Source organism: Streptomyces sp. AC627_RSS907, assembly GCF_019049165.1.
This window is the reverse complement of the sequence record NZ_JAGMUE010000059.1, coordinates 1-18,282: the sequence shown is the minus strand read 5'-3', so window position 1 is coordinate 18,282 and position 18,282 is coordinate 1. Positions and strand designations below refer to the sequence as shown.

Genomic DNA, 18,282 nt, shown 5'->3' with positions numbered 1-18,282 from the left:
TTGAGAGGGGGCTCAGGTGTATACCGCGGTATACGCATGCGGCTCGCCGAGCCCGGGGGTGGGGCGTCGGGTGCGGCGGCGCTTGAGAGGGGGCTCAGGTGTATACCGCGGTATACGCATGCGGCTCGCCGAGCCCGGGGGTGGGGCGTCGGGTGCGGCGACGCTTGAGAGGGGGCTCAGGTGTATACCGCGGTATACGCATGCGGCTCGCCGGACCCGGGGGCCGGGGCGTCGGGTGCGGCGGCGCTTGAGAGGGGGCTCAGGTGTATACCGCGGTATACGCACGCGGCTCGCCGAGCCCGGGGGCCGGGGCGTCGGGTGCGGCGGCGCTTGAGAGGGGGCTCAGGTGTATACCGCGGTATACGCACGCGGCTCCCCGAGCCCGGGGGCGCGGCGTCGGGTCCGGCGGCGCCTGAGGGCTCAGCGCGTATACCGCGGTATACACATCACCGGCTTCAGGGCGCGGCTCGCACAACGCGACTCGGCGGTACGAACCTCCAACCACCGGCAGATGTGAGGCGAGCCCCGGCCACAGACGCCCGGCGAGCCCCGCTCACCCCACCCGTGGCGCACGCACCACCGCGGCCGAGTTGAAACCGCCCCGCCCCCGCGCCAGCACCAGCGCCACCCGCAGCTCCGGCAGCTTCCGGGGGGCGCCGGTGACCAGGTCCAGCGGGCAGTCGTCCGCGACGCGTGTCGTACCGGTGGTCGGCGGCACCACCTGGTCGCGCAGGGCGAGCAGGGCCGCCGCCAGATCCAGCGACGACCCGCCGGCGCCCAGCCGCCCGGTCATCGTCTTGGGCACGGTGACCGGCACCCCGTACGGCCCGAACAGGGCACACAGCGCCCGGCTCTCGGCCAGGTCGGCGGCCCGTTCACCCGCGCCGTCCGCGAAGACCACGTCGACCTGGTCCGCGCTCACGCCGGCGTCGGTGAGGGCCAGTTCGGCGGCCTCCCGCAGCCGCGGCTGGTCCGGGCCGTCGAAGGTGGACGCGCAGCCGGCGACGACGCCGTAGCCGGTGACTCCTCGGCGCGCCGCCGACCGGGCGTCCTCCACGACCAGCAGCGCGCCGCCCTCGCCGACCACGTGACCGTCGGCCGCCGCCGCGAACGGCCGGTAGGCGCCCCCGGGTTCGACGGTCCGGCTCAGTCGGCCGTCCGCCAGGTGCGCGGCCCAGCCCCACGGGCACAGGGTCGAGTCGACCCCGCCGGTGACCATGAGGCGCGCGCCGTCACGGATCCGCCGCCGGGCCCGGGCGAGCGCGTCGATGCCGCCCGCCTGCTCGCTGACGATGCTGGAGCCCTGGCCCCGCAGCCGGTGCCGGATGGAGATCTGCGCGGGGGACGCCGCGTGGAAGGAGGCGAACGACTGGTACGCGCTGACGTACTGGGCGCCCTTGCTCCACAGCGCGGCCAGGCCCCGTTGCCCGAACTCGGCGCCGCCCGCGGAGCTGGCGGTGATCACCCCCGCCTGGTACCCGGTCAGCCCCTCCGGCTCCACCCCCGCCTCCTCCAAGGCCTCCTTGGCCGCGACGAGCGCGATGCGTGTGCTGCGGTCGGTGGAGGGCAGCAGCCTGCTGGGGATGTGCTCCTCGTCGACGAAGCCGGGGATCTCGCCCGCGATGCGCACGGGGTAGCCGGATGCGTCGAAGCGGGTGATGGGACCGAGGCCGCTGCGGCCGCGCAGTACCGCGTCCCACCAGGCCCGCGTCCCCAGGCCGTTGGGCGCGACGACACCGATGCCGGTGACCAGGGCCTCCGGGCGTTCCCGGTCCTGCGCCGGCCGGGCCGGTTCGGCGAACACCGTCCGTTCCCTCACGCCGCCTCCTCCAGTCGCGGCCGGGTAAGCACCGCGGCGGTGTGGAATCCTCCGAAGCCGCTGGCGACGGTGAGCACGGTGCTGGTGCGCTGCTCCCGCGCGAACAGCGGCGTGTAGTCCAGGTCGCAGGTGGGGTCGGGTTCGTGCAGGTTGGCCGTCGGCGGCACGGTGTCGTGCCGGATGGCCAGCGCGCTGGCCGCCAGGTCCAGGGCGCCGGCGGCACCCAGCGCGTGCCCGATCATCGACTTGATGGAGCTGACGGGCACCTGGTGGGCGTAGCCGCCCAGGCCCGCCTTGAACGCGTGCGTCTCGTGCCGGTCGTTGTGCCGGGTCCCGGCGCCGTGGGCGCTGACGTAGTCGATCTCCGCGGGGTTCAGCCGCGCTTGGTCGAGCGCGGCCCGGATGGCATCGGCCATCTCCTGTGCGCCCGGCCGCAGCCCCGTCATGTGGTGCGCGCTGCTGTGCGCGGCGACGCCGGACAACTCGGCGTACGGCTGGGCACCGCGCCGGCGGGCGTGTTCCAGTTCCTCCAGGACCAGGACGGCCGCGCCCTCGCCGAGCACGAATCCGTCGCGGGTGCGGTCGAAGGGACGGCTGGCCGTCGCCGGGTCGTCGTTGCGCGAGCTGGTGAGCCGGATGCGGTCGAAGCAGGCCATGGCGATGGGCGAGATGGGTGCCTCGGCGCCGCCGGCCACGATCACGTCGGCGCTGCCGTCCCGGATCAGGTCGGCGGCGTGGCCGATGGCGTCCAGGCCGGAGGTGCAGCCGCTGGAGACGAGGCCGACCGGCCCCTGCGCGCCGCAGTCGCGGGCGACGGCCGCCGCGAGTGAGCTGGGCACGAAGTAGTCGTAGAGGGAGTCGGCCGCCTCGGTGTGGTCGAGGGCCCAGGTGCTTCCGCAGTCGCTGAGGATCGCGTACTGGGTGGCCAGGCCGGTGGTGCAGCCGATCGCGCTGCCGAGGCTCACGCCGGTGCGCAGCGGGTCGCGGTCGAGGCGGTCGCCGACTCCGCTGTCGGCGACCGCCTCGCGCGCGGCGACCAGCGCGAACTGCGCGGCCCGGTCGAGTCGTTCGGTGTCGGCGAGGGTGAAGCCGTGCGCGGCGGGTTCGAAGTCGACCTCTGCGGCGATGCGCGAGCGGTAGTCGGAGGCGTCGAAGAGGGTGACCCTGCGGGTCGCGGTGCGGCCGACCGTCAGCAGGTCCCAGAAGCACTTGGTGCCCACCGCGCCCGGGGCGACGACTCCGATCCCGGTGATCACGACGCGTTTCACAGTTTGCCTCCCGTCGGCAGCGCGGCCACCTGGGCGCGGCAGGCCCGGCCGACGTGCTCGGCCAGGCTCGGGGAGCTCGCGAAGAAGTGCCCCCCGGCGACGGTGTGCAGTTCGGTCAGGTTGGTGGTCCACTGCTGCCAGTGCCGCAGCGCGGTGGGTGCGGCGAGCGGGTCGTCCCGGCCGGCGAAGACGATGACGGGGACGTCCACCGGTCCCCCGGTGACCGGGTCGAGGGCCGCGTTGCGCAGCGACGCGGCCAGCCGCAGGTCGTCGCGGAGCACGGGCAGGAAGGTGCGCCGCCACAGCCCGCCGGGGGACGCGGCTGCGCCCGGCGGCAACGAGCCGATGTGGTCGAGCAGCGGCAGCAGGTCCTCGTCGGGCAGGTCCGCGGCGTTGGCCAGGGCTGAGGTGGTGTGCGGGGGCGGGCAGGCGCCCACCGCCAGGAACAGCGGCGGCGTGCCCGCGTCGGCCAGGGCCCGGGTGAGCGAGTAGCCGACGAGGGCGCCCATGCTGTGGCCGTAGAGCGCGTACGGGCCGCGGCGCGCGGTCTCGAGCAGCCCCGGCAGCAGGTCGGCGAGCAGGTCGGCGTGCTTGGTCAGGCGTGGCTCGCGGCGCCGGCTGTCCCGGCCGGGCAGCGGCAGGGCGGCCACGTCGACGCCGGGACCGACCGCTGTGGACCAGCCCCGGTAACTCGCCACGCCCGCGCCCGCGTGGGCGAGGCAGTTGAGTGTGACCCGTGGGGCCCCCGCCTCGCGGGCCTGAGTGCGGGAAGCCATCCGTCGCCCTCCTCGTGAGTGGCCGTGTCCGGCGCGGTCCGGGGCCACGGCGTCTCGGCGCCGCGAGCAGGCACCACGCGGTGCCCGCTCGCGGCGCCGAGACGCCGTGGTGCGGACCTGTGACACCGAGCATCGCCCTGCGGGCTCGCGCGGCACTCGACTCGGCACCGACGCCGGTGGTCTCCCGTCCCATCGGCGTCCCGTGCACGGTGAGCCGGCGAACCGCCGGGTGATCACGCCGCGTACAGGTCGAACGTCGAGGTGCGACGCGGTCCCGCGGCGATGTCCAGACGCGGGTCGACGGCGAGCATCGCCTGGTGCAGCCGCTGCAACTGCGGTGAGGGTTCGACGCCGAGTTCGTCGATGAGCCGCTGGCGCAGTCTGCGGTACACGTCGAGCGCCGCGGCCTGCCGTCCGGAGCGGTACAGCGCCACCATCGCCTGCGAGTGCAGCCCCTCGTGCTGGGGGTGGCGGGCGATCAGATCGGTGAGCTCGGCGATGAGTTCGACGTGCCGGCCCAGCCTCAGGTCGGCGTCGATCCGGCGCTCGCGGGCGACCAGGCGGCTCTGTTCCAGCCGCATCGCCTCTATCTCCAGGATCGGTCCGACCCGTACGTCGACCAGAGCGGGGCCCTCCCACAGGTCGAGCGCCGCACGCAGCACCGTGGCCGCGCGCTCGTCCTCACCGTCCTCGAACGCCTGCCGTCCCTCGGTCACGAGCCGCTCGTACGTGAACGCGTCGACCGCCTCGGCGGGGATCTGCAGCAGATACCCGCCGTACCGGGTGGCGAGCACGTCCTTGGCCGACCCCGGGACGTCCGGCCCCATCGCGGTGCCCAGCAGACGGCGCAACTGGAGGATGTACGTCTGGAGCGTGGTCATGGAGCTCTGCGGCAGATCGGTGCCCCAGATCTCCTCCATCAGGGTGGGCACCGGCACGACCCGCCCGGGATACAGGGCGAGCAGGGCCAGGAGCTGCCGGGGCTTGCCGGCGGTGGGGACGACCGAGATTCCATTGAATTCGGCGTTCAACGCACCCAGGACTTTTATTTTCACGATTCCCTCCGCAACTTGTCAGGGCGGTTGGTTCTGAGCCGTTGATCGAGCCATTAGATACTGTCTCGTCGGACCTGCCCGTGTCATTCCCGCCACTCCGCGGCAAGAGGAACCGGACGTTTTCCTGATCAGCGCACGAGGGTGACTCAAGTAATTCTCGACCCATCCCGGAAGAAGGGACGTGACAGTGTGCTGATCTATCGCTGACGTACCGCCCGTGGACGGGGGTTTTCGCTTTGGAACACTGTTGTGAACGTATGGGTGCTGCTACTTTTCCAGCCATGGCGACGACATCGCAGAGCGCGACCGCCGACCATGGCGCAGATCCGCTCACCCGCGGGCTCCTCGAGCGTCTGGCGCTGCCCGACCGGCCGGACGAGGCCGGCCTGGCACCGGACCTGCCCTGGCCCCGGCTGCTGGCCGTGCTGAGCGCCTATCACCGGCGGGAGGTCCGGGTGGGATTTCCGGAACTGATGTCCGGCCGGATCTGAACGAACCGGGACCGCGAAGGCTGAAGAACCCTCGAGGATTCTTCCACACGGGTCGGCAGTCCGCTGGAGAATCCTGCGCCGGACACCACGGGCGGCTAGTGTCCGAGTGGAAGGAAGTGCATCTGCTATTCGTGAGGGAATACCAGGACCGTGATCCGGGTCTGCGGATGCGGAATCGGGTGCTTCCCGGGCAAGGGCGAGATGGAGTTTCGGATTCTTGGGTCCGTCCAGATCCACGACGAACGGGCCGATGTGCGGATCGTTCCCAGGGGTGCCAAGCAGCGCGCGCTGCTCGGCGCCCTGGTCGTGAAGGCCGACCAGGTCGTGCCCACCGAGCGCCTCGTGGACGAGCTGTGGGGCGAACGCCCCCCGGCCAACGCCGCCAACGCCCTGCAGGCCCATGTGGCGCGGCTGCGCCGCCTGCTGCCCGCGCCCGGCTCGGGCGCACCGCGCCACGAGTGGGTGGAGACCTCCCCGCTGGGCTATGTGCTGAGCCTGGGGCCCGCGACCACGGACGCACGGCGCTTCCACCACCTGGTCGCACGGGGGCGGGAACTCGCCGCCTCCACTCCGGGCCGTGCGGCCGACGTACTGCGCGAGGGCCTGACGCTGTGGCGCGGGCCGGCCCTGCAGGGCTGCGGCCAGGGGGCCATCTGTTCGGCCGAGGCCGCGCTGCTGGAGGAGAGCCGGCTGCTCGCCCTGGAGACGCTCTACGACGTCAGCCTGCGCGCGGACCGCTGCGCGGAGATCACCGGTGAGCTCGAGGAACTGGTCACCGTCCATCCGCTGCGCGAGCGGTTCCACGAGCAGCTGATGACGGCGCTGTACCGCTGCGGCCGCCGGGCCGAGGCACTGGGCACGTACGACAGGGCGCGCCGGCTGCTGGCCCGTGATCTGGGCATCGAACCGGGTCCGGTGCTGCGCGGCCGGATGGAGGCGATCCTGCGGCGGCCCGACCCCGTCGCGGACGGGACCGCACCGGTGGGGCCTGCGCCACCGCGGCCCGCCGCCCAGGGGGCGGCCGACGTCACCGGTGCGTGGCCGGCGGAGCGGCCGGAGGGGGATCTGCGGGCCCTGAGCGCGGAGTTGGCTCGGCTGCGCGGCCACGTGGAGCTGCTCCACCAGGAGCAGCGGGAGCTGTCCGAGCGGTTCGCCCGGCTCTCGGCACGTCATACGCCCGGCACCCGTGACGGGACGGGCCGGCTCAGCGGGTGACGAGCCGGCCGCTGCCGCCCGCGGAGACCGGGGTTTCGGGGCGGGCCATGAGGATGGACCGCTGGAGGCGGCTGAGCGCGGCGGACGGCTCCAGCCCCAGTTCGTGCACGAGTGTGCCGCGCAGCCGCTGGTAGACGTTGAGCGCCTCACCGCGCCGGCCCGAGCGGTGCAGGGCCAGCATGAACTGCCCGTGCAGGCTCTCGTGCATCCGGTACCGGTTGACCAGGACCGTCAGCTCCGACAGCAGCTCGCGGTGGCGTCCGAGCCGCAGGTCCGCCTCGATGCGCTGGTCGAGCGCGCACAGCCGGGCCTCCTCCAGCCGTTTGATCTCCGTGTCGATGCGGATGCCGGCCTGGATGTCGGTCAGGGCCTGCCCGTTCCACAGGGAGAGCGCGTCGGCCAGCCGACGGGCCGCGCCGGCGTAGTCCTCGGCGTCCATGGCCCGGTAGCCGACGCCCGCGCGCTGCTCGAACTCCCGGTAGTCGACGTGCCCCTGGCGCGTCTCCAGCCGGTAGCCGCCCGGGACGGTGGCCAGGATGTCCTTGGCGGTGCAGCGTTCGTTCACGTCGTGGGCCAGTGCCTCGGCGATCAGCTCGCGCAGCTGCAGGACGTAGGTCTGCAGCGTGGTCCGCGCGCTGCGTGGGGGGTTCTCCCCCCACAACTCGTCGATGAGCGCCGGTACAGGGACCACCTGGTCGGCGTTGAGTGCGAGCAGGGCCAGGACCTGGCGTGGTTTGGGCGCTGTCGGTACGACTGACACTCCGTGCTCGCGCACCGACAGCGCACCCAGCACTTCGATGTCCACGTTTCCCCCATGAGTTCAGGCCGCAGGCCGGTGGCCGGCCTGTGCATCTCCCGCCGACCGGGGACCGGTACGCGGCTGCAGTCTCGATAAAAAAACAGCGCAGTCGGTTTGTCAACGCGGGCCTGCCGCAGCGTCTCGGAACCGTCGTGATTCGGTCAAACACTCATCGAACATCTGCCCACACCCCTTTTCCGAGCAGGCATTCCTGCCCCGGGAGCCGCCGCGGATGCGCCACCGGCGAGCGGAATCGAGCCCTGTGCAGCATCAGGAGACTATGGCTGAAAACCTTCGGCAAGATCCTATGGGCGAGGCAAGGGCTCACAGAGGCAAGAAAAGGGCCCTTCCTCCAGGTATGACCGAATCATCCGCACAAGGAAGGGCTGCAAAACAGACCGAGCGGTTCTGAATTTATCGTGGCGAGGAGCCCCCCGCCTTCAGCTCACCGGTGAACGACACCGAGGCCAGCGCCGGCAGGAGCACCAGCCAGAACTGGGAGACCGTGCGCCGGGACAGCCACGCCGCGTCCCGGGTGCCGAGCACCTCGAAGCCCACGGTGGCGGCCACCACGGCGGACGCGACGCCCTCCCGTGTCACGGACTCACGCAGCTCGCCGCTGCGCCCCGCCCAGTCGACCATGTCCGTGACCCAGCTCTGCCAGCGCAGCCGCAGGTCGGTGCGCGGCACCCGGCCCGGCTCCCCGCTCAGCTCGAAACCCGCCCGCAGGACCGCGTCGTTCTGCAGTCCGCAGGCGAGTTCGTGGGTGGCGTCGACGAGGTGCTGGAGGATGCTGGGCGCCACCCTGTTCCTGCGGTCCATGATGGTCTGCAGTACGCAGGCGGCCGCGTCCTCGACCGCGTCCGCCAGCACCGCCTTGCTGGCGAAGTGGAAGTGCAGTGCGCCGTTGCTCACCCCGGCCCTCGAACTGATCACGGTGAGTGAGGCGGCGGCGAATCCCTCCCGGTGGAAGACCTCGGCCGCGGACCTGATGAGCGCTTCACGCGTGCGCACCGCACGTTCCTGTTTGACCATCAATTGCTCCGTCACTGCGGTGGGTTGCCGTGCTTCCTGGACGGCACGTCGGCGTGCTTGGTGCGGAGCATGGTCAGGGAGCGGATGAGCACCTCGCGGGTTTCGGCGGGGTCGATGACGTCGTCGACCAGTCCGCGCTCGGCCGCGTAGTAGGGGTGCATCAGCTCGGCCTTGTACTCCTTGACCATCTTCTGCCGCATGGCGTCGGGGTCCTCGGCGTCGGCGATCTGACGGCGGAAGATCACGTTGGCGGCGCCCTCGGCGCCCATCACGGCGATCTCGTTCGTCGGCCAGGCGTAGGTGAGGTCCGCGCCGATCGACTGGCTGTCCATGACGATGTAGGCACCTCCGTACGCCTTCCTGAGGATCAGCGAGATCCGCGGCACCGTAGCGTTGCAGTACGCGTACAGCAGCTTCGCGCCGTGCCGGATGATCCCGCCGTGCTCCTGGTCCACACCCGGCAAGAACCCCGGAACGTCCAAAAGGGTCACGATCGGAATGTTGAAGGCGTCGCACATCTGGACAAACCTGGCGCCCTTTTCGCTGGCCTCGATGTCGAGGACGCCGGCCAGGGCCTGCGGCTGGTTGGCGACGATGCCGACGACCTGACCGTTCAGGCGGGCCAGGGCGCAGATGATGTTGCGGGCCCAGCGCTCGTGGACCTCCAGGTACTCGCCGTCGTCGACGATCTCCTCGATGACCCTGGCCATGTCGTACGGGCGGTTGCCGTCCGCCGGGACCAGGTCCAGCAGCACCTCGGAGCGGCGGTTCTGCGGGTCGGAGCAGGGGGCGCAGGGCGGGTACTCGCGGTTGTTCTGCGGGAGGAGGGAGAGGAGGTAGCGGACCTCGGCGATGCAGGTCTCCTCGTCGTCGTAGGCGAAGTGCGCCACGCCGCTGGTCTCCGCGTGCACGTCCGCGCCGCCGAGCCCGTTCTGGCTGATCTCCTCACCGGTGACGGCCTTGACCACGTCCGGGCCGGTGATGAACATCTGCGAGGTGTCACGGACCATGAACACGAAGTCCGTCAGCGCCGGACTGTAGGCCGCCCCGCCCGCGCACGGGCCCAGCATCACGCTGATCTGCGGGATCACACCCGACGCCCTGGTGTTGCGCTGGAAGATGCCGCCATAGCCGGCCAGGGCGCTCACACCCTCCTGGATACGCGCGCCCGCCCCGTCGTTCAGCGACACCAGCGGCGCACCCGCCGCGATCGCCATGTCCATGATCTTGTGGATCTTCGTCGCGTGCGCCTCACCCAGCGCACCCCCGAAGATCCGGAAGTCATGCGCGTAGACGAAGACCGTACGGCCCTCCACCGTCCCCCAGCCGGTGACCACACCGTCCGTGTACGGCTTCTTCTCCTCCAGCCCGAAACCCGTCGCCCGGTGCCGCCGCAACTGCTCGACCTCACGGAACGAACCCGCGTCCAGCAGCAGCTCGATCCGCTCCCGCGCCGTCAGCTTGCCCTTGGCGTGCTGCGCCGCCGTCGCCTTCTCGCTCGGCCCCGCCAGCGCCTGCGCACGCACCCCGTGCAACTCGGCCGCCCGCCCGCGCGCGTCCGTCGGCTCCGCAAGGGTCGCCACTTGAGGAATGTCATTGAGTATCGTCACGATTCGTCCCTCCCTCATGGCGCGGCCCGATAGATGGCTTCACCGTAACAAACCATCCATGCGGTTTGTATAACGGGAGCTTGGCGCGCCCAGGAATTCAGCCATGGAAGATGCCGGCCTACCGCCAGCTGTAAGGGGACCGATAGGCCGTGGCGGACCGCTCGGGCTGCCACAGGGGGACGTCGGGACCTTCCTCCGCGCCCGCCTCGTCGCCCCACCGGGCCGACAGCGAGTACAGCACGACGGTGACCGCGGCCAGTTCCTCGTCACTGGCACATCCACGTTCGATCCGCAGCGCGGGCCCGGTGTTGTCCGGCTCGGCCATGTCCCCTCCTCTCGACGTTCGGCCACCGTCCGCCACCGCGCTACACAACCGCTCCAGTTCCGCTTGAGACTCGTCACGGCCACCTTCAAGATCAAAGGGGTTCCGTTTCGGACAAGGGGGCAGGATGCCGGGCGGAGGGCCGGTTTCCGGAAGGATTCCCTCCGAGACACACACGCCGGAGGACTGGATTCCCCTAGTAATCAAACCGGATGGTCTCTATCTTTCTTTGCGTCCGCCACCCGATGGCGGTGCGCTTCCGATAGGTCGATTCTCAGGGGGAGGAATGGCTACCAGCGCGTTTCCCGCAACACACCCGGCGACCAGCCAGGACCAGGAGCTGCCCGTCGAGACTCCGCGATTCGCACCCGGCCTGCTTCGCTACCCGAACCTCACGACAACCGTTCCCAAGGAGCTGGTGCACCGCGCGGCCGTCGCCGAGGTCATGCTCACCGACTGGGAGCGCGTCGACGAGACGCGCTTCAAGGTGGCCGCCCAGTGGCCCCGGGGGCACAGCTTCTTCACCCCGATCGACGGTCGGTACCACGACCCTCTCATCGCGGCCGAAACGATCCGCCAGGTCGGCTCCCTCCTCGGACATGCCGAGTTCGGCGTCCCCTTCGGCCACCACTACCTGCTGCACGACCTCAGCCTGCGTGTCCACCCGGAACACATGCTGATCCACCAGACGCCGGCCTCGCTCGATCTCGACGTGACGTGCCAGGACGTCAAGATGCGCGGTGGCAGGCTGGCCGCCCTTCGCTACGAGGCGGTCGTACGTCGCGACGGCCATACCGCCGCGACCGGCCTGTTCTCCTTCTCGTGCGTCTCCCCCGCCGTGTACCGGCGGGTGCGCCCCGCGCACGTTTTCAGAAGCGATCACCGTCCCCTGCCGCTGACGGCCCCCGCCGCGCCGCAGAGCGTGGGACGCATGTCCCCCGCCGACGTGGTGCTCTCCCCCGTCGGCGAACCGAACCGCTGGCAGCTGAGACTGGACACGCAGCACCCCGTGCTCTTCGACCACCCCGGCGACCACGTTCCGGGCATGGTGCTCCTCGAGGCGGCACGGCAGGCAGCGGCCGGGGCCCTGGGACGGACCTCACTGTTCCCGCTCGACCTCACCAGCGAACTCCTGCAGTACGCCGAGCTGGACATCCCGTGCCTGATCGAGGCCGACCCGCTGCCGCCCCAGGCCGACGGCCGGCGGGCCGTGCACGTGACGGGACGCCAGCAGGGCGCGCTCGTCTTCTCCTGCACCGTGACGGCCGCGGCGCACACCGGCTGACGTACCCGCGGCCCGCGGGCCCTCAGTCCCCGGAAAAACCGACCAAGTGGTCGGCGGCCCACTCCCGGAACGTCCGCGGAGGCCTGCCGACGACACCGGCGAAGGTTTCCGACACCTGAGCCTTCGCCCCCTCCCGCTGGCGCCTCGCACTGTGCAGCAGCGCCTCCACCACGGCCGGCGGATACCGCTCGCCCCACCGGGAACGAGCCCGCTCCGGCCCCAACTCCTCGAAGCGCAGGGGACGGCCCAGCAGATGTGCGAGCTGGGCCGTCCGTTCCGCCGCCGTGACGGCCTCGGGCCCGGTGAGGGTGTACGCGCGGCCGGCGTGCCCGGGGTCGGCGAGGGCGCGCACCGCCACCTCCGCGATGTCCCCGGGATCGACGCAGGCGTTGGGCGACTCGCCGTACAGGTCCCGCACGACGCCCTCGGCGCGGATGGCCGGCGCCCACGAAAGGGTGTTGGACATGAACGAGCGCGGTCGCAGCAGGGTCCAGGTCAGACCGGAGGCGAGCAGCAGTTCCTCGCTCTCCCGCTGCCAGCGGGTGATCAGGTCGTCGGCCGCCGGGTCCTCGACGGCGGCGGCGGACAGCTTGACCACGTGCCGTACCCCCGCCGCGCGAGCGGCCCGCAGAAAGCGCGCGTCCTGGTCGCCGGCGACCCGGGTCGTGACGAGGAACGCGCTGCGCACTCCACGCAACGCGGCGTCCAGCGACGACGGATCGTCGTAGTCCCCCCGCACGACCGTGACGTGATCGGCGCCCGTCACGCGCGCGGGGTCCCGCGTCAGCACCCGTACCTCCGTGCCGACCGGCAGCCGGCGCACGACCTCACGCCCCACGGTCCCGGTGGCACCTGTAACCAGAATCACCCGTCATCCCCCGCCCTGTGGCCAATCGTCGCCTGTCAGCCCCCGAAGTTACCGGCGAGCACCTGTTGGCTGCATGCCGGTTGACGTTAAAATACGAACTAGACGGTTTGTATGCGAAGCCTTCCGAGGGTTCGTCGGTTCAGCTGGAGGGCAGCATGGCGGCACAGGAGCGCGCTATCCGTACGCGCCAGAACATCATGCTGGCCGCGGCCACGGTCTTCAACGAGCGCGGGTACAAGGCGGCGACCATCGCCGACATCCTCTCCAAGGCCGGCGTGACCAAGGGAGCCCTGTACTTCCACTTCCCGTCGAAGGACGAGCTCGCCCAGGAGGTGCTCGCCGCGCAGAACCGGGACTTCACCGTGCCCGACCGGGCGTCCAAGACCCAGGAAGTCGTCGACGTCGTCATGCTGCACACCCACCGGCTGCAGAGCGACCCCATGGTGCGGGCGGCGGTGCGGCTGACCATGGACCAGCTCTCCACGGAACTCGACCGCACCGGGCCCTTCCGGCAGTGGAGCGACGTCACCCGCGAACGGCTGGAGAAGGCAGGGGCCCAGGGAGAGCTGCTGCCCCACGTCGTTCCCACCGAGACCGCGGACGTTCTCGTGGGCTCCTACGCGGGCGTCCAGTCCATGTCCCACGCGCTCAGCGAGTACCGGGACCTCCCGGTCCGGGCCAACGCCCTGCTGCGGCACCTGCTGCCCAGCATCGTGCTGCCCTCGGTCCTCGCCTCGGTGGACATCGCCGGGGACCGGGGCGCCAGGGTCCACGCCGAGTTGCTGGCCGCCTGACCGGACAGCGCCGGCCGGGGTACGAACTGCGGCCCCTCCGCGAAAAAAACAGGGCGACCGGTTCATTTTCGGCCTTCATTCCTCTCACCACGGCTCGAGCATCCCGTGCTGAAGTCGGCTCGCCGTGTCCACCTCACGGCAGGGCGCGAACCGCCGAACGAGGAGGAGGGGGCCGCCTTGCCCACTCGACGCACCGTGCTCAACGCAGCCATGGCCACGGTCGGCAGCGGCACGGTCACCGCAGCCGCGCTCACCCCGCTGCTGCGCCGGACCGAGGAGCGGGCCGCCCCCGCCACCGCGCTCGCCGCCGCGGCGCCGCCCGTGGAGAAGTTCCAACTCCCCATGCCCGTCCCGCCGGTACTCACCCCGTACTCCAGGCACGGCGGCACCGACCACTACCGGATCACGATGCGGCCCGCCCGGGCCGAGATCCTGCCCGGAGTCATGACGGACGTGCTGACCTATGACGGCCACTGATCCCAGCGGCGGTCCGCACGCGAAGGGATACATGAACGGCAGGGTGTACGACCACGAGCGCGTAGACGACCACATACGCCACGGGGCCAGCGAGGTGTGGACGGTGACGAACGCGGACAGGACCATCCCGCACAACCTGCATCTGCACCTGGTCCAGTTCCGGATCGCCTGACGGACCACACCGTCCGCGCCGGGTGGGAGCGCCTGCCGCGTACGCGCTCCCACCCGGCGTGTTCGCGCGGTGAGCCGCCCGCCCGGCCGACGTCGCTCTGCTCGCGCCCTGCCGGTCCACGACGCGGGGACGCGCACCCCTTGCTGCCGGAGCCCGGCATACACGGATCCACCGCCCGGGCCCAGACAACCAGAACAACGTGGCCGGGACCCGTACGGGGTTGCTGGAAACACACGCGCGCCTGGTCCGTCGACCGCGCCCGCGTGGTGGCGGGCTTTCGGTGGTACAGGTTCGAACGGGCGCGGAATTCTGCTCAAGAACGGATCCAGGAAACGGCATGTCGCCCGTGGCCGGAGTGTGTACCCGAGGACCGGCCTCCGCCCGACCCACAGGGTCGGTGGGGGGACCTCATGCCCGTCGCCGACCGTCAGGTACAAGCAAGAGAGCGGGTCGGCCTCATATGGCCGCTGACCTGCACAGACGTTCCGAACGGCCCAGTTCCGCGGAACTGCCAGGCAGTTCGACGGAACCGGGAGGCAGTTCCAGGGAACCGAGTGCCACGATCCTGAGGACTGCCTAGATTGACCTCAGAGCAATGAGTTGGGGCGGGTAAATTGGCCTTTCGATGACGCTGGGAGAGCAACCGAGCCGGTCCACGAGCCGAGTTGATTGACTTCCTGCTCATGTCCGTTAGGTTCATCAGGTCGGTATCGCAGCCGCTACCGATGCATGTCCGCCACCCAGCGCACGGAGGGGCCCGTTGGGAGCATTACGCAGACTGGTCGACGCCGATACGGGCGAGCCGGTCCCCTATGCGCCGTACGCCTTCTCGGGACGGCACACACAGGTGGACAAGGCGCGCGTCGAGGCGATCACCGAGTCCAAGGCGTTCACCCCCAGCCAGAAGTTCCTGGTCCTGTGGTGGATCGGCGTCTCTCCCGAGGGCATGGACCCGTTGCGCGCGACCGGGGCGGACATCGCCAGGCGTGTGGGTATGTCCACCGATGCCGTCGGAAAGATCAACAGGAAGCTGGTCAAGCACAGGATCCTGGTGGTGCGAGGACGCATCGGTAACTACAACCTTTACCGGATCAGCCCGTACATTGCCTTCCATGGAACGGGACTCGAACAGCGCGAAGCGGTGAAGACGTGCAACCCTCCGGACATCCCCGGCTTCAACGAAATGACCCCTGCCCGGTGGGAGGCGCAGTGACCAGTGAGGGCAAGCAGAAGAACCTGGACCTGCTGCAGGCGACGGCCGGCATGACCGCCAACCAGCGTCTGGTCGTCATGCTCTACGCGCTGCACCCGACCGACCGCGCCGGCGCGGTGGTGGAGACCGCGGCCAACCTCGCCGCGCTGGTGGGCATGTCCGCCCCCGTCTTCTCCCGCACCCGCAAGCAGGTCATCCAGTCCGGCTGGCTCGAGGAGTCCGACCGGCTCGCGCACATCCGCTACTACCGCCTCAGCCCCAAGGCCCTCGGCGAGAGCGTCGTCGTCCCCCTGCGCCGCGCAACGTGACACCGTCCCGGGGAACGGTCCTCATTAACGTGGCGTTAATGAGGACCGTTCCCCGGGACGCCTCGATTGCCGTAAGGCGCATGAGACCGCCCGCAGCGCACCGGATGCCGACCGCGGCCCCTGAACACCCGGCCCAGGCCCTCAACGGGGCTGCAGCCGCCCCCAGCGCGGCCAAGCAGGACCCCTTCCGTGACCGGCTGGCTACCGTGCTGCGGCGAAGCGCGCCAGATGCTCGTCACTGAGCCGCACACGCCGTGCGGCGAGTGCTTCTTTGATCTGCTCCACCCGGCTCGCGCCGACGAGTGAGTGGCGCAGCTGCAGGGCCGTCCACGGCTCCATGCCCCGGTCCCGCGCGAGCGACCGGGCACGCTCCCGCGCCAGGCGGTCTCCCTCCTTTCTGGGGGCCGTCATGGCCCGGTTGCAGGGGAGGACCAGCGTGGCGTCCAGGATGGGCGCCGTGGGAGCCGCCTTGGGCGGCGTGCTGACGCGTCGTGGCGTCCCTGGGTGCTTTGTCCATGTCTCAGCAGGTGCGGTGGTGCTGCTCAGGGCCGTGGGGAGCTCCTTCAGCGATGCGGTGCCGATGTGCAGCTTCGTTTGATTGTGCAGTACAAGGTGCTGAGTTGGTCGTCCTCGTGAAGGCGGCTCAAGATTCTTTTCAGCGCTCTGCCGACCTGTGCGTTCCCGCTCTCGGGAACCGTGCGCACAGGTCTGACCTTTGCTGCCCGCGTTACGCCCACTGAGCTGGTGACGAGCTGTTTGGCCCCGTACGAGGGACCTTTTGTCCACTCGGGCGGGGACCTTGGGTGCTGGCACTGACACCGGGAACGGAATCGGGGCAGCACTCGTGAAGAGTGCAGCGCCGATGTCCGTACGAGGGTGTCGGCCGGGTCAGCTGACTGCGTGCAGTGAACCGCGCCTCTTGGCGGCCGCGGCCTTCTTGGCAGCGGCGGCTGCGGCCCGCTTCTTGCGCTGCTCGGCGAGCTGGTCCTGGTAGGCGGCGACGGCCCGGTGGTAGTCCGCCACGTAGGTCTTGCTGTCCAGCCGGTCCGCCTTGGGCATTGCCTTGACGGCGTCCAGGGCGTCCTCGGGGGAGTTGTAGCCGGCGAGCATCGGGTTGATCTGGTACACGCCGTTGCGCACCTTCTTGACGAGCTTGGCCAGCTCCAGCTCCCGCAGTGCAGCGTTCACGCTGGGGCGGCTGAGCCCGAGCAGTTCACCAAGGGTGGCCTGGTCCATCGCGATGCGGCCGCCGGCCGCGCTGCGCGCCCGAAGCTTGAGCAGTGCCCGGTAGGCGGCGGGCGGCAGGTCCAGGTCGGCGAGAAGGCTGTCGGCGTTGGTCGCCGACCACTTCAAGGTACTCACTGGGCTGATCCCTCCTCCTGGCGCTGCGCACGGGCCAGTCGGCGTGCAGCGCGTTCTTCGGCCCGCTGCTTGCGCAGTTCCTCGATCGCCTTGCGCATGTGCTCCAGCGACGGGAACCGCACCAGCTTCGGCAGGCTCTCATCCTTGCGGATCTTCGCGATCGTCTTGTCCTGGTCGACCTGGACGTATTCGGCTTCGACCAGCTCGGTGCCCGGGATGAACTCAGCTACACGGTACGAGTAGGGCGGGTTGAACTGGTAGACACCGCGGCGCACCTTGAAGACGATGCCATGGCTCATGACCTCCTGCAGCGCCTCGTTGATCTTGCCTCGGTGCACGTCCAGGATCGTCGCCATCTCGTCCTGGGTCAGCCGGATCTGCCCGCCGGCCTTCTGGCAGGCGATCATCAGCAGAATCAGCCGCAGCGGCAGCGCCTCGCGGAAGTACTGCGCGATCAGGAAGAAGAACTCCAGCGAGTCCATGGAGAACGCCTTGGGGCGCTCCGGGGTGTCGTAGAACTCCATCGGCTTGCGCTCGCTGCTGAGGGACAGCTTCCGGCGGGGGTAGCGACGTGCCACCGAATCCAGGTCCTCGACCGGTTCAACCGGCTTGGACCAAGCCTGGATCTCCTCATCGACAAGGGGCAGCTCCGTACGACGTGGCGCGCGCTTCGGTGCGGGACGGCGGCGCTGTGGCTCGGGTGTCACGAGGCTGCTCTCCACTTCGCTGATCTTCGACGGGGAAAGTATGTCAGCCACGCCGACAGATATGTCGGCGTGGCTGACATACCGGCGTGTTGTGTCCCCCCAGGGGGGACACAACTCTCCCCAGGGTGTTCCTGCGGACCGGTCAACGGGACACTGTCGCGAATGTCGGCGTGGCTGACGTTTCGCGCCCGAAACTGTCGGCCTGGCTGACATTTAGCCGTCGATGTGTCTCCTGAGGAGGTACATATCGAGGGCGTTGTGTACCTCCAGGGGTGACACATCGTCGAATGTGCAAGCCGCTGACCTGCGGTTTCTTGATCTGGGTAAGTATTAGGTGGCTGAGGTCCACCCGCAGGCGCCGACCGGACCCGTCGTGGCGAAGGCGGCTTCGCCTGGGGCCCGTGGGTCCGCGCAGGCCGTAGGTGGCACCAGCGGCTTTGAGTCTCGGGTGGTGCTGGCCGTGACGAGACAAGCGGCAGCAAGGGCGTGGCTGGTGTCAAGGGTCAGCGGATCTGTGCAGAGGGTGTGGTTGCGCAGGTTGGTTGAGCACTGTGCAGATGCGGTGATCCTCGACAACGTGGTACGGAGATCGTGTGCCGGGAGCCAAGATCCTTTCCAGGTTCCATCCGCGTAGGCTTTTGAAGCACATGAGGCTGGCCCCTGCACAGTGGGATCTGACTCCCGGCCAGTCTGCAACTCTGACGGA

Annotated in this window: 19 protein-coding genes and 1 pseudogene; 8 read left to right on the top strand and 12 right to left on the bottom strand. The window is 70.1% G+C overall.

Features of this window, described 5'->3' with window-relative positions:
- Positions 1-553: 553 nt before the first annotated feature.
- The 4 genes from KUM32_RS15610 to KUM32_RS15595 all read right to left on the bottom strand — a co-directional run bounded on the left by KUM32_RS15610 (position 554) and on the right by KUM32_RS15595 (position 4,918).
- On the bottom strand, positions 554-1,804 hold the full coding sequence (locus tag KUM32_RS15610; RefSeq protein WP_308408664.1) for a ketosynthase chain-length factor: 1,251 nt from the start codon (positions 1,802-1,804) through the stop codon (positions 554-556).
- Positions 1,805-1,815: 11 nt separating this feature from the next.
- Entirely contained in the window at positions 1,816-3,087 is a 1,272-nt protein-coding gene (locus KUM32_RS15605; RefSeq protein WP_217142488.1) for a beta-ketoacyl synthase, read from the bottom strand.
- Positions 3,084-3,863 carry a thioesterase II family protein gene (locus tag KUM32_RS15600; protein WP_217142487.1) on the bottom strand — a complete coding sequence of 260 codons (780 nt, stop codon included), beginning with the start codon at positions 3,861-3,863 and terminating at the stop codon, positions 3,084-3,086. Before KUM32_RS15600 ends, KUM32_RS15605 begins: the two co-directional genes overlap by 4 nt.
- 233 nt (positions 3,864-4,096) lie before the next feature.
- A complete protein-coding gene (locus tag KUM32_RS15595; RefSeq protein ID WP_217142486.1) occupies positions 4,097-4,918 on the bottom strand; it encodes an AfsR/SARP family transcriptional regulator in 822 nt (273 codons plus the stop codon).
- 281 nt (positions 4,919-5,199) lie between these two features.
- On the opposite strand from KUM32_RS15595, the gene KUM32_RS15590 reads away from it, so the two are divergent.
- Both KUM32_RS15590 and KUM32_RS15585 read left to right on the top strand, forming a co-directional pair.
- Positions 5,200-5,409, top strand: coding sequence for a hypothetical protein (locus tag KUM32_RS15590; RefSeq protein WP_217142485.1), 210 nt, complete (start codon positions 5,200-5,202; stop codon positions 5,407-5,409).
- A 201-nt stretch (positions 5,410-5,610) separates the two neighbouring features.
- Complete coding sequence (locus KUM32_RS15585; RefSeq protein WP_217142484.1) at positions 5,611-6,624, top strand: AfsR/SARP family transcriptional regulator; 1,014 nt, start codon at positions 5,611-5,613, stop codon at positions 6,622-6,624.
- Here the strand turns inward: KUM32_RS15585 and KUM32_RS15580 are convergent.
- The 4 genes from KUM32_RS15580 to KUM32_RS15565 all read right to left on the bottom strand — a co-directional run bounded on the left by KUM32_RS15580 (position 6,614) and on the right by KUM32_RS15565 (position 10,393).
- Positions 6,614-7,429, bottom strand: coding sequence for an AfsR/SARP family transcriptional regulator (locus tag KUM32_RS15580; RefSeq protein ID WP_217142483.1), 816 nt, complete (start codon positions 7,427-7,429; stop codon positions 6,614-6,616). The genes KUM32_RS15585 and KUM32_RS15580 overlap by 11 nt on opposite strands.
- 408 nt (positions 7,430-7,837) lie before the next feature.
- Positions 7,838-8,437: a ScbR family autoregulator-binding transcription factor gene (locus KUM32_RS15575; RefSeq protein WP_308408663.1), complete on the bottom strand. Its 600-nt coding sequence runs from the start codon at positions 8,435-8,437 to the stop codon at positions 7,838-7,840.
- Between the two features lie 32 nt (positions 8,438-8,469).
- The gene (locus KUM32_RS15570) at positions 8,470-10,062 is read right to left on the bottom strand and encodes an acyl-CoA carboxylase subunit beta (RefSeq protein WP_374227518.1); all 1,593 of its coding nucleotides are present in this window, start codon (positions 10,060-10,062) and stop codon (positions 8,470-8,472) included.
- Between the two features lie 124 nt (positions 10,063-10,186).
- On the bottom strand, positions 10,187-10,393 hold the full coding sequence (locus tag KUM32_RS15565; protein ID WP_217142480.1) for an acyl-CoA carboxylase subunit epsilon: 207 nt from the start codon (positions 10,391-10,393) through the stop codon (positions 10,187-10,189).
- Between the two features lie 283 nt (positions 10,394-10,676).
- Between KUM32_RS15565 and KUM32_RS15560 the strand changes: the two genes are divergently transcribed.
- On the top strand, positions 10,677-11,675 hold the full coding sequence (locus tag KUM32_RS15560; protein ID WP_217142479.1) for a ScbA/BarX family gamma-butyrolactone biosynthesis protein: 999 nt from the start codon (positions 10,677-10,679) through the stop codon (positions 11,673-11,675).
- Positions 11,676-11,697: 22 nt separating this feature from the next.
- Here the strand turns inward: KUM32_RS15560 and KUM32_RS15555 are convergent, their stop codons facing one another.
- Complete coding sequence (locus KUM32_RS15555) at positions 11,698-12,543, bottom strand: SDR family oxidoreductase (RefSeq protein ID WP_217142478.1); 846 nt, start codon at positions 12,541-12,543, stop codon at positions 11,698-11,700.
- 155 nt (positions 12,544-12,698) lie between these two features.
- Here KUM32_RS15555 and KUM32_RS15550 point away from each other — a divergent pair, with 155 nt between their 5' ends.
- The 5 genes from KUM32_RS15550 (at position 12,699) to KUM32_RS15530 (ending at position 15,507) form a co-directional block, all read left to right on the top strand.
- Positions 12,699-13,337 carry a ScbR family autoregulator-binding transcription factor gene (locus KUM32_RS15550; protein ID WP_217142477.1) on the top strand — a complete coding sequence of 213 codons (639 nt, stop codon included), beginning with the start codon at positions 12,699-12,701 and terminating at the stop codon, positions 13,335-13,337.
- A gap of 177 nt (positions 13,338-13,514) precedes the next feature.
- On the top strand, positions 13,515-13,814 hold the full coding sequence (locus tag KUM32_RS15545) for a hypothetical protein (RefSeq protein WP_217142476.1): 300 nt from the start codon (positions 13,515-13,517) through the stop codon (positions 13,812-13,814).
- Complete coding sequence (locus tag KUM32_RS15540; protein ID WP_217142475.1) at positions 13,801-13,986, top strand: multicopper oxidase domain-containing protein; 186 nt, start codon at positions 13,801-13,803, stop codon at positions 13,984-13,986. The genes KUM32_RS15545 and KUM32_RS15540 overlap by 14 nt, the downstream gene beginning before the upstream one ends.
- 760 nt (positions 13,987-14,746) lie before the next feature.
- Complete coding sequence (locus KUM32_RS15535) at positions 14,747-15,199, top strand: MarR family transcriptional regulator (RefSeq protein ID WP_217142474.1); 453 nt, start codon at positions 14,747-14,749, stop codon at positions 15,197-15,199.
- On the top strand, positions 15,196-15,507 hold the full coding sequence (locus KUM32_RS15530; RefSeq protein WP_217142473.1) for a replication initiation protein, RepL2: 312 nt from the start codon (positions 15,196-15,198) through the stop codon (positions 15,505-15,507). Before KUM32_RS15535 ends, KUM32_RS15530 begins: the two co-directional genes overlap by 4 nt.
- Before the next feature lie 201 nt (positions 15,508-15,708).
- Here the strand turns inward: KUM32_RS15530 and KUM32_RS45290 are convergent.
- From KUM32_RS45290 to KUM32_RS15515, 3 genes and pseudogenes are all read right to left on the bottom strand, one after another.
- A pseudogene (locus tag KUM32_RS45290) lies at positions 15,709-15,879 on the bottom strand (aldo/keto reductase); the annotation flags it as partial.
- A 516-nt stretch (positions 15,880-16,395) separates the two neighbouring features.
- Positions 16,396-16,869 (bottom strand): helix-turn-helix domain-containing protein, encoded by a 474-nt coding sequence (locus KUM32_RS15520; RefSeq protein ID WP_217142472.1) that lies wholly within the window; start codon positions 16,867-16,869, stop codon positions 16,396-16,398.
- Positions 16,866-17,447 (bottom strand): hypothetical protein, encoded by a 582-nt coding sequence (locus KUM32_RS15515; RefSeq protein ID WP_308408662.1) that lies wholly within the window; start codon positions 17,445-17,447, stop codon positions 16,866-16,868. The genes KUM32_RS15520 and KUM32_RS15515 overlap by 4 nt, the downstream gene beginning before the upstream one ends.
- Positions 17,448-18,282: the final 835 nt, after the last annotated feature.

Excerpts from the sequence above, each read along its gene's own strand:
- KUM32_RS15600 (WP_217142487.1), bottom strand. The coding sequence starts at position 3,863 with ATGGCTTCCCGCACTCAGGCCCGCGAGGCGGGGGCCCCACGGGTCACA.
- KUM32_RS15590 (WP_217142485.1), top strand. The coding sequence starts at position 5,200 with ATGGCGACGACATCGCAGAGCGCGACCGCCGACCATGGCGCAGATCCG.
- KUM32_RS15585 (WP_217142484.1), top strand. The coding sequence starts at position 5,611 with ATGGAGTTTCGGATTCTTGGGTCCGTCCAGATCCACGACGAACGGGCC.
- KUM32_RS15565 (WP_217142480.1), bottom strand. The coding sequence starts at position 10,393 with ATGGCCGAGCCGGACAACACCGGGCCCGCGCTGCGGATCGAACGTGGA.
- KUM32_RS15560 (WP_217142479.1), top strand. The coding sequence starts at position 10,677 with ATGGCTACCAGCGCGTTTCCCGCAACACACCCGGCGACCAGCCAGGAC.
- KUM32_RS15550 (WP_217142477.1), top strand. The coding sequence starts at position 12,699 with ATGGCGGCACAGGAGCGCGCTATCCGTACGCGCCAGAACATCATGCTG.
- KUM32_RS15540 (WP_217142475.1), top strand. The coding sequence starts at position 13,801 with ATGACGGCCACTGATCCCAGCGGCGGTCCGCACGCGAAGGGATACATG.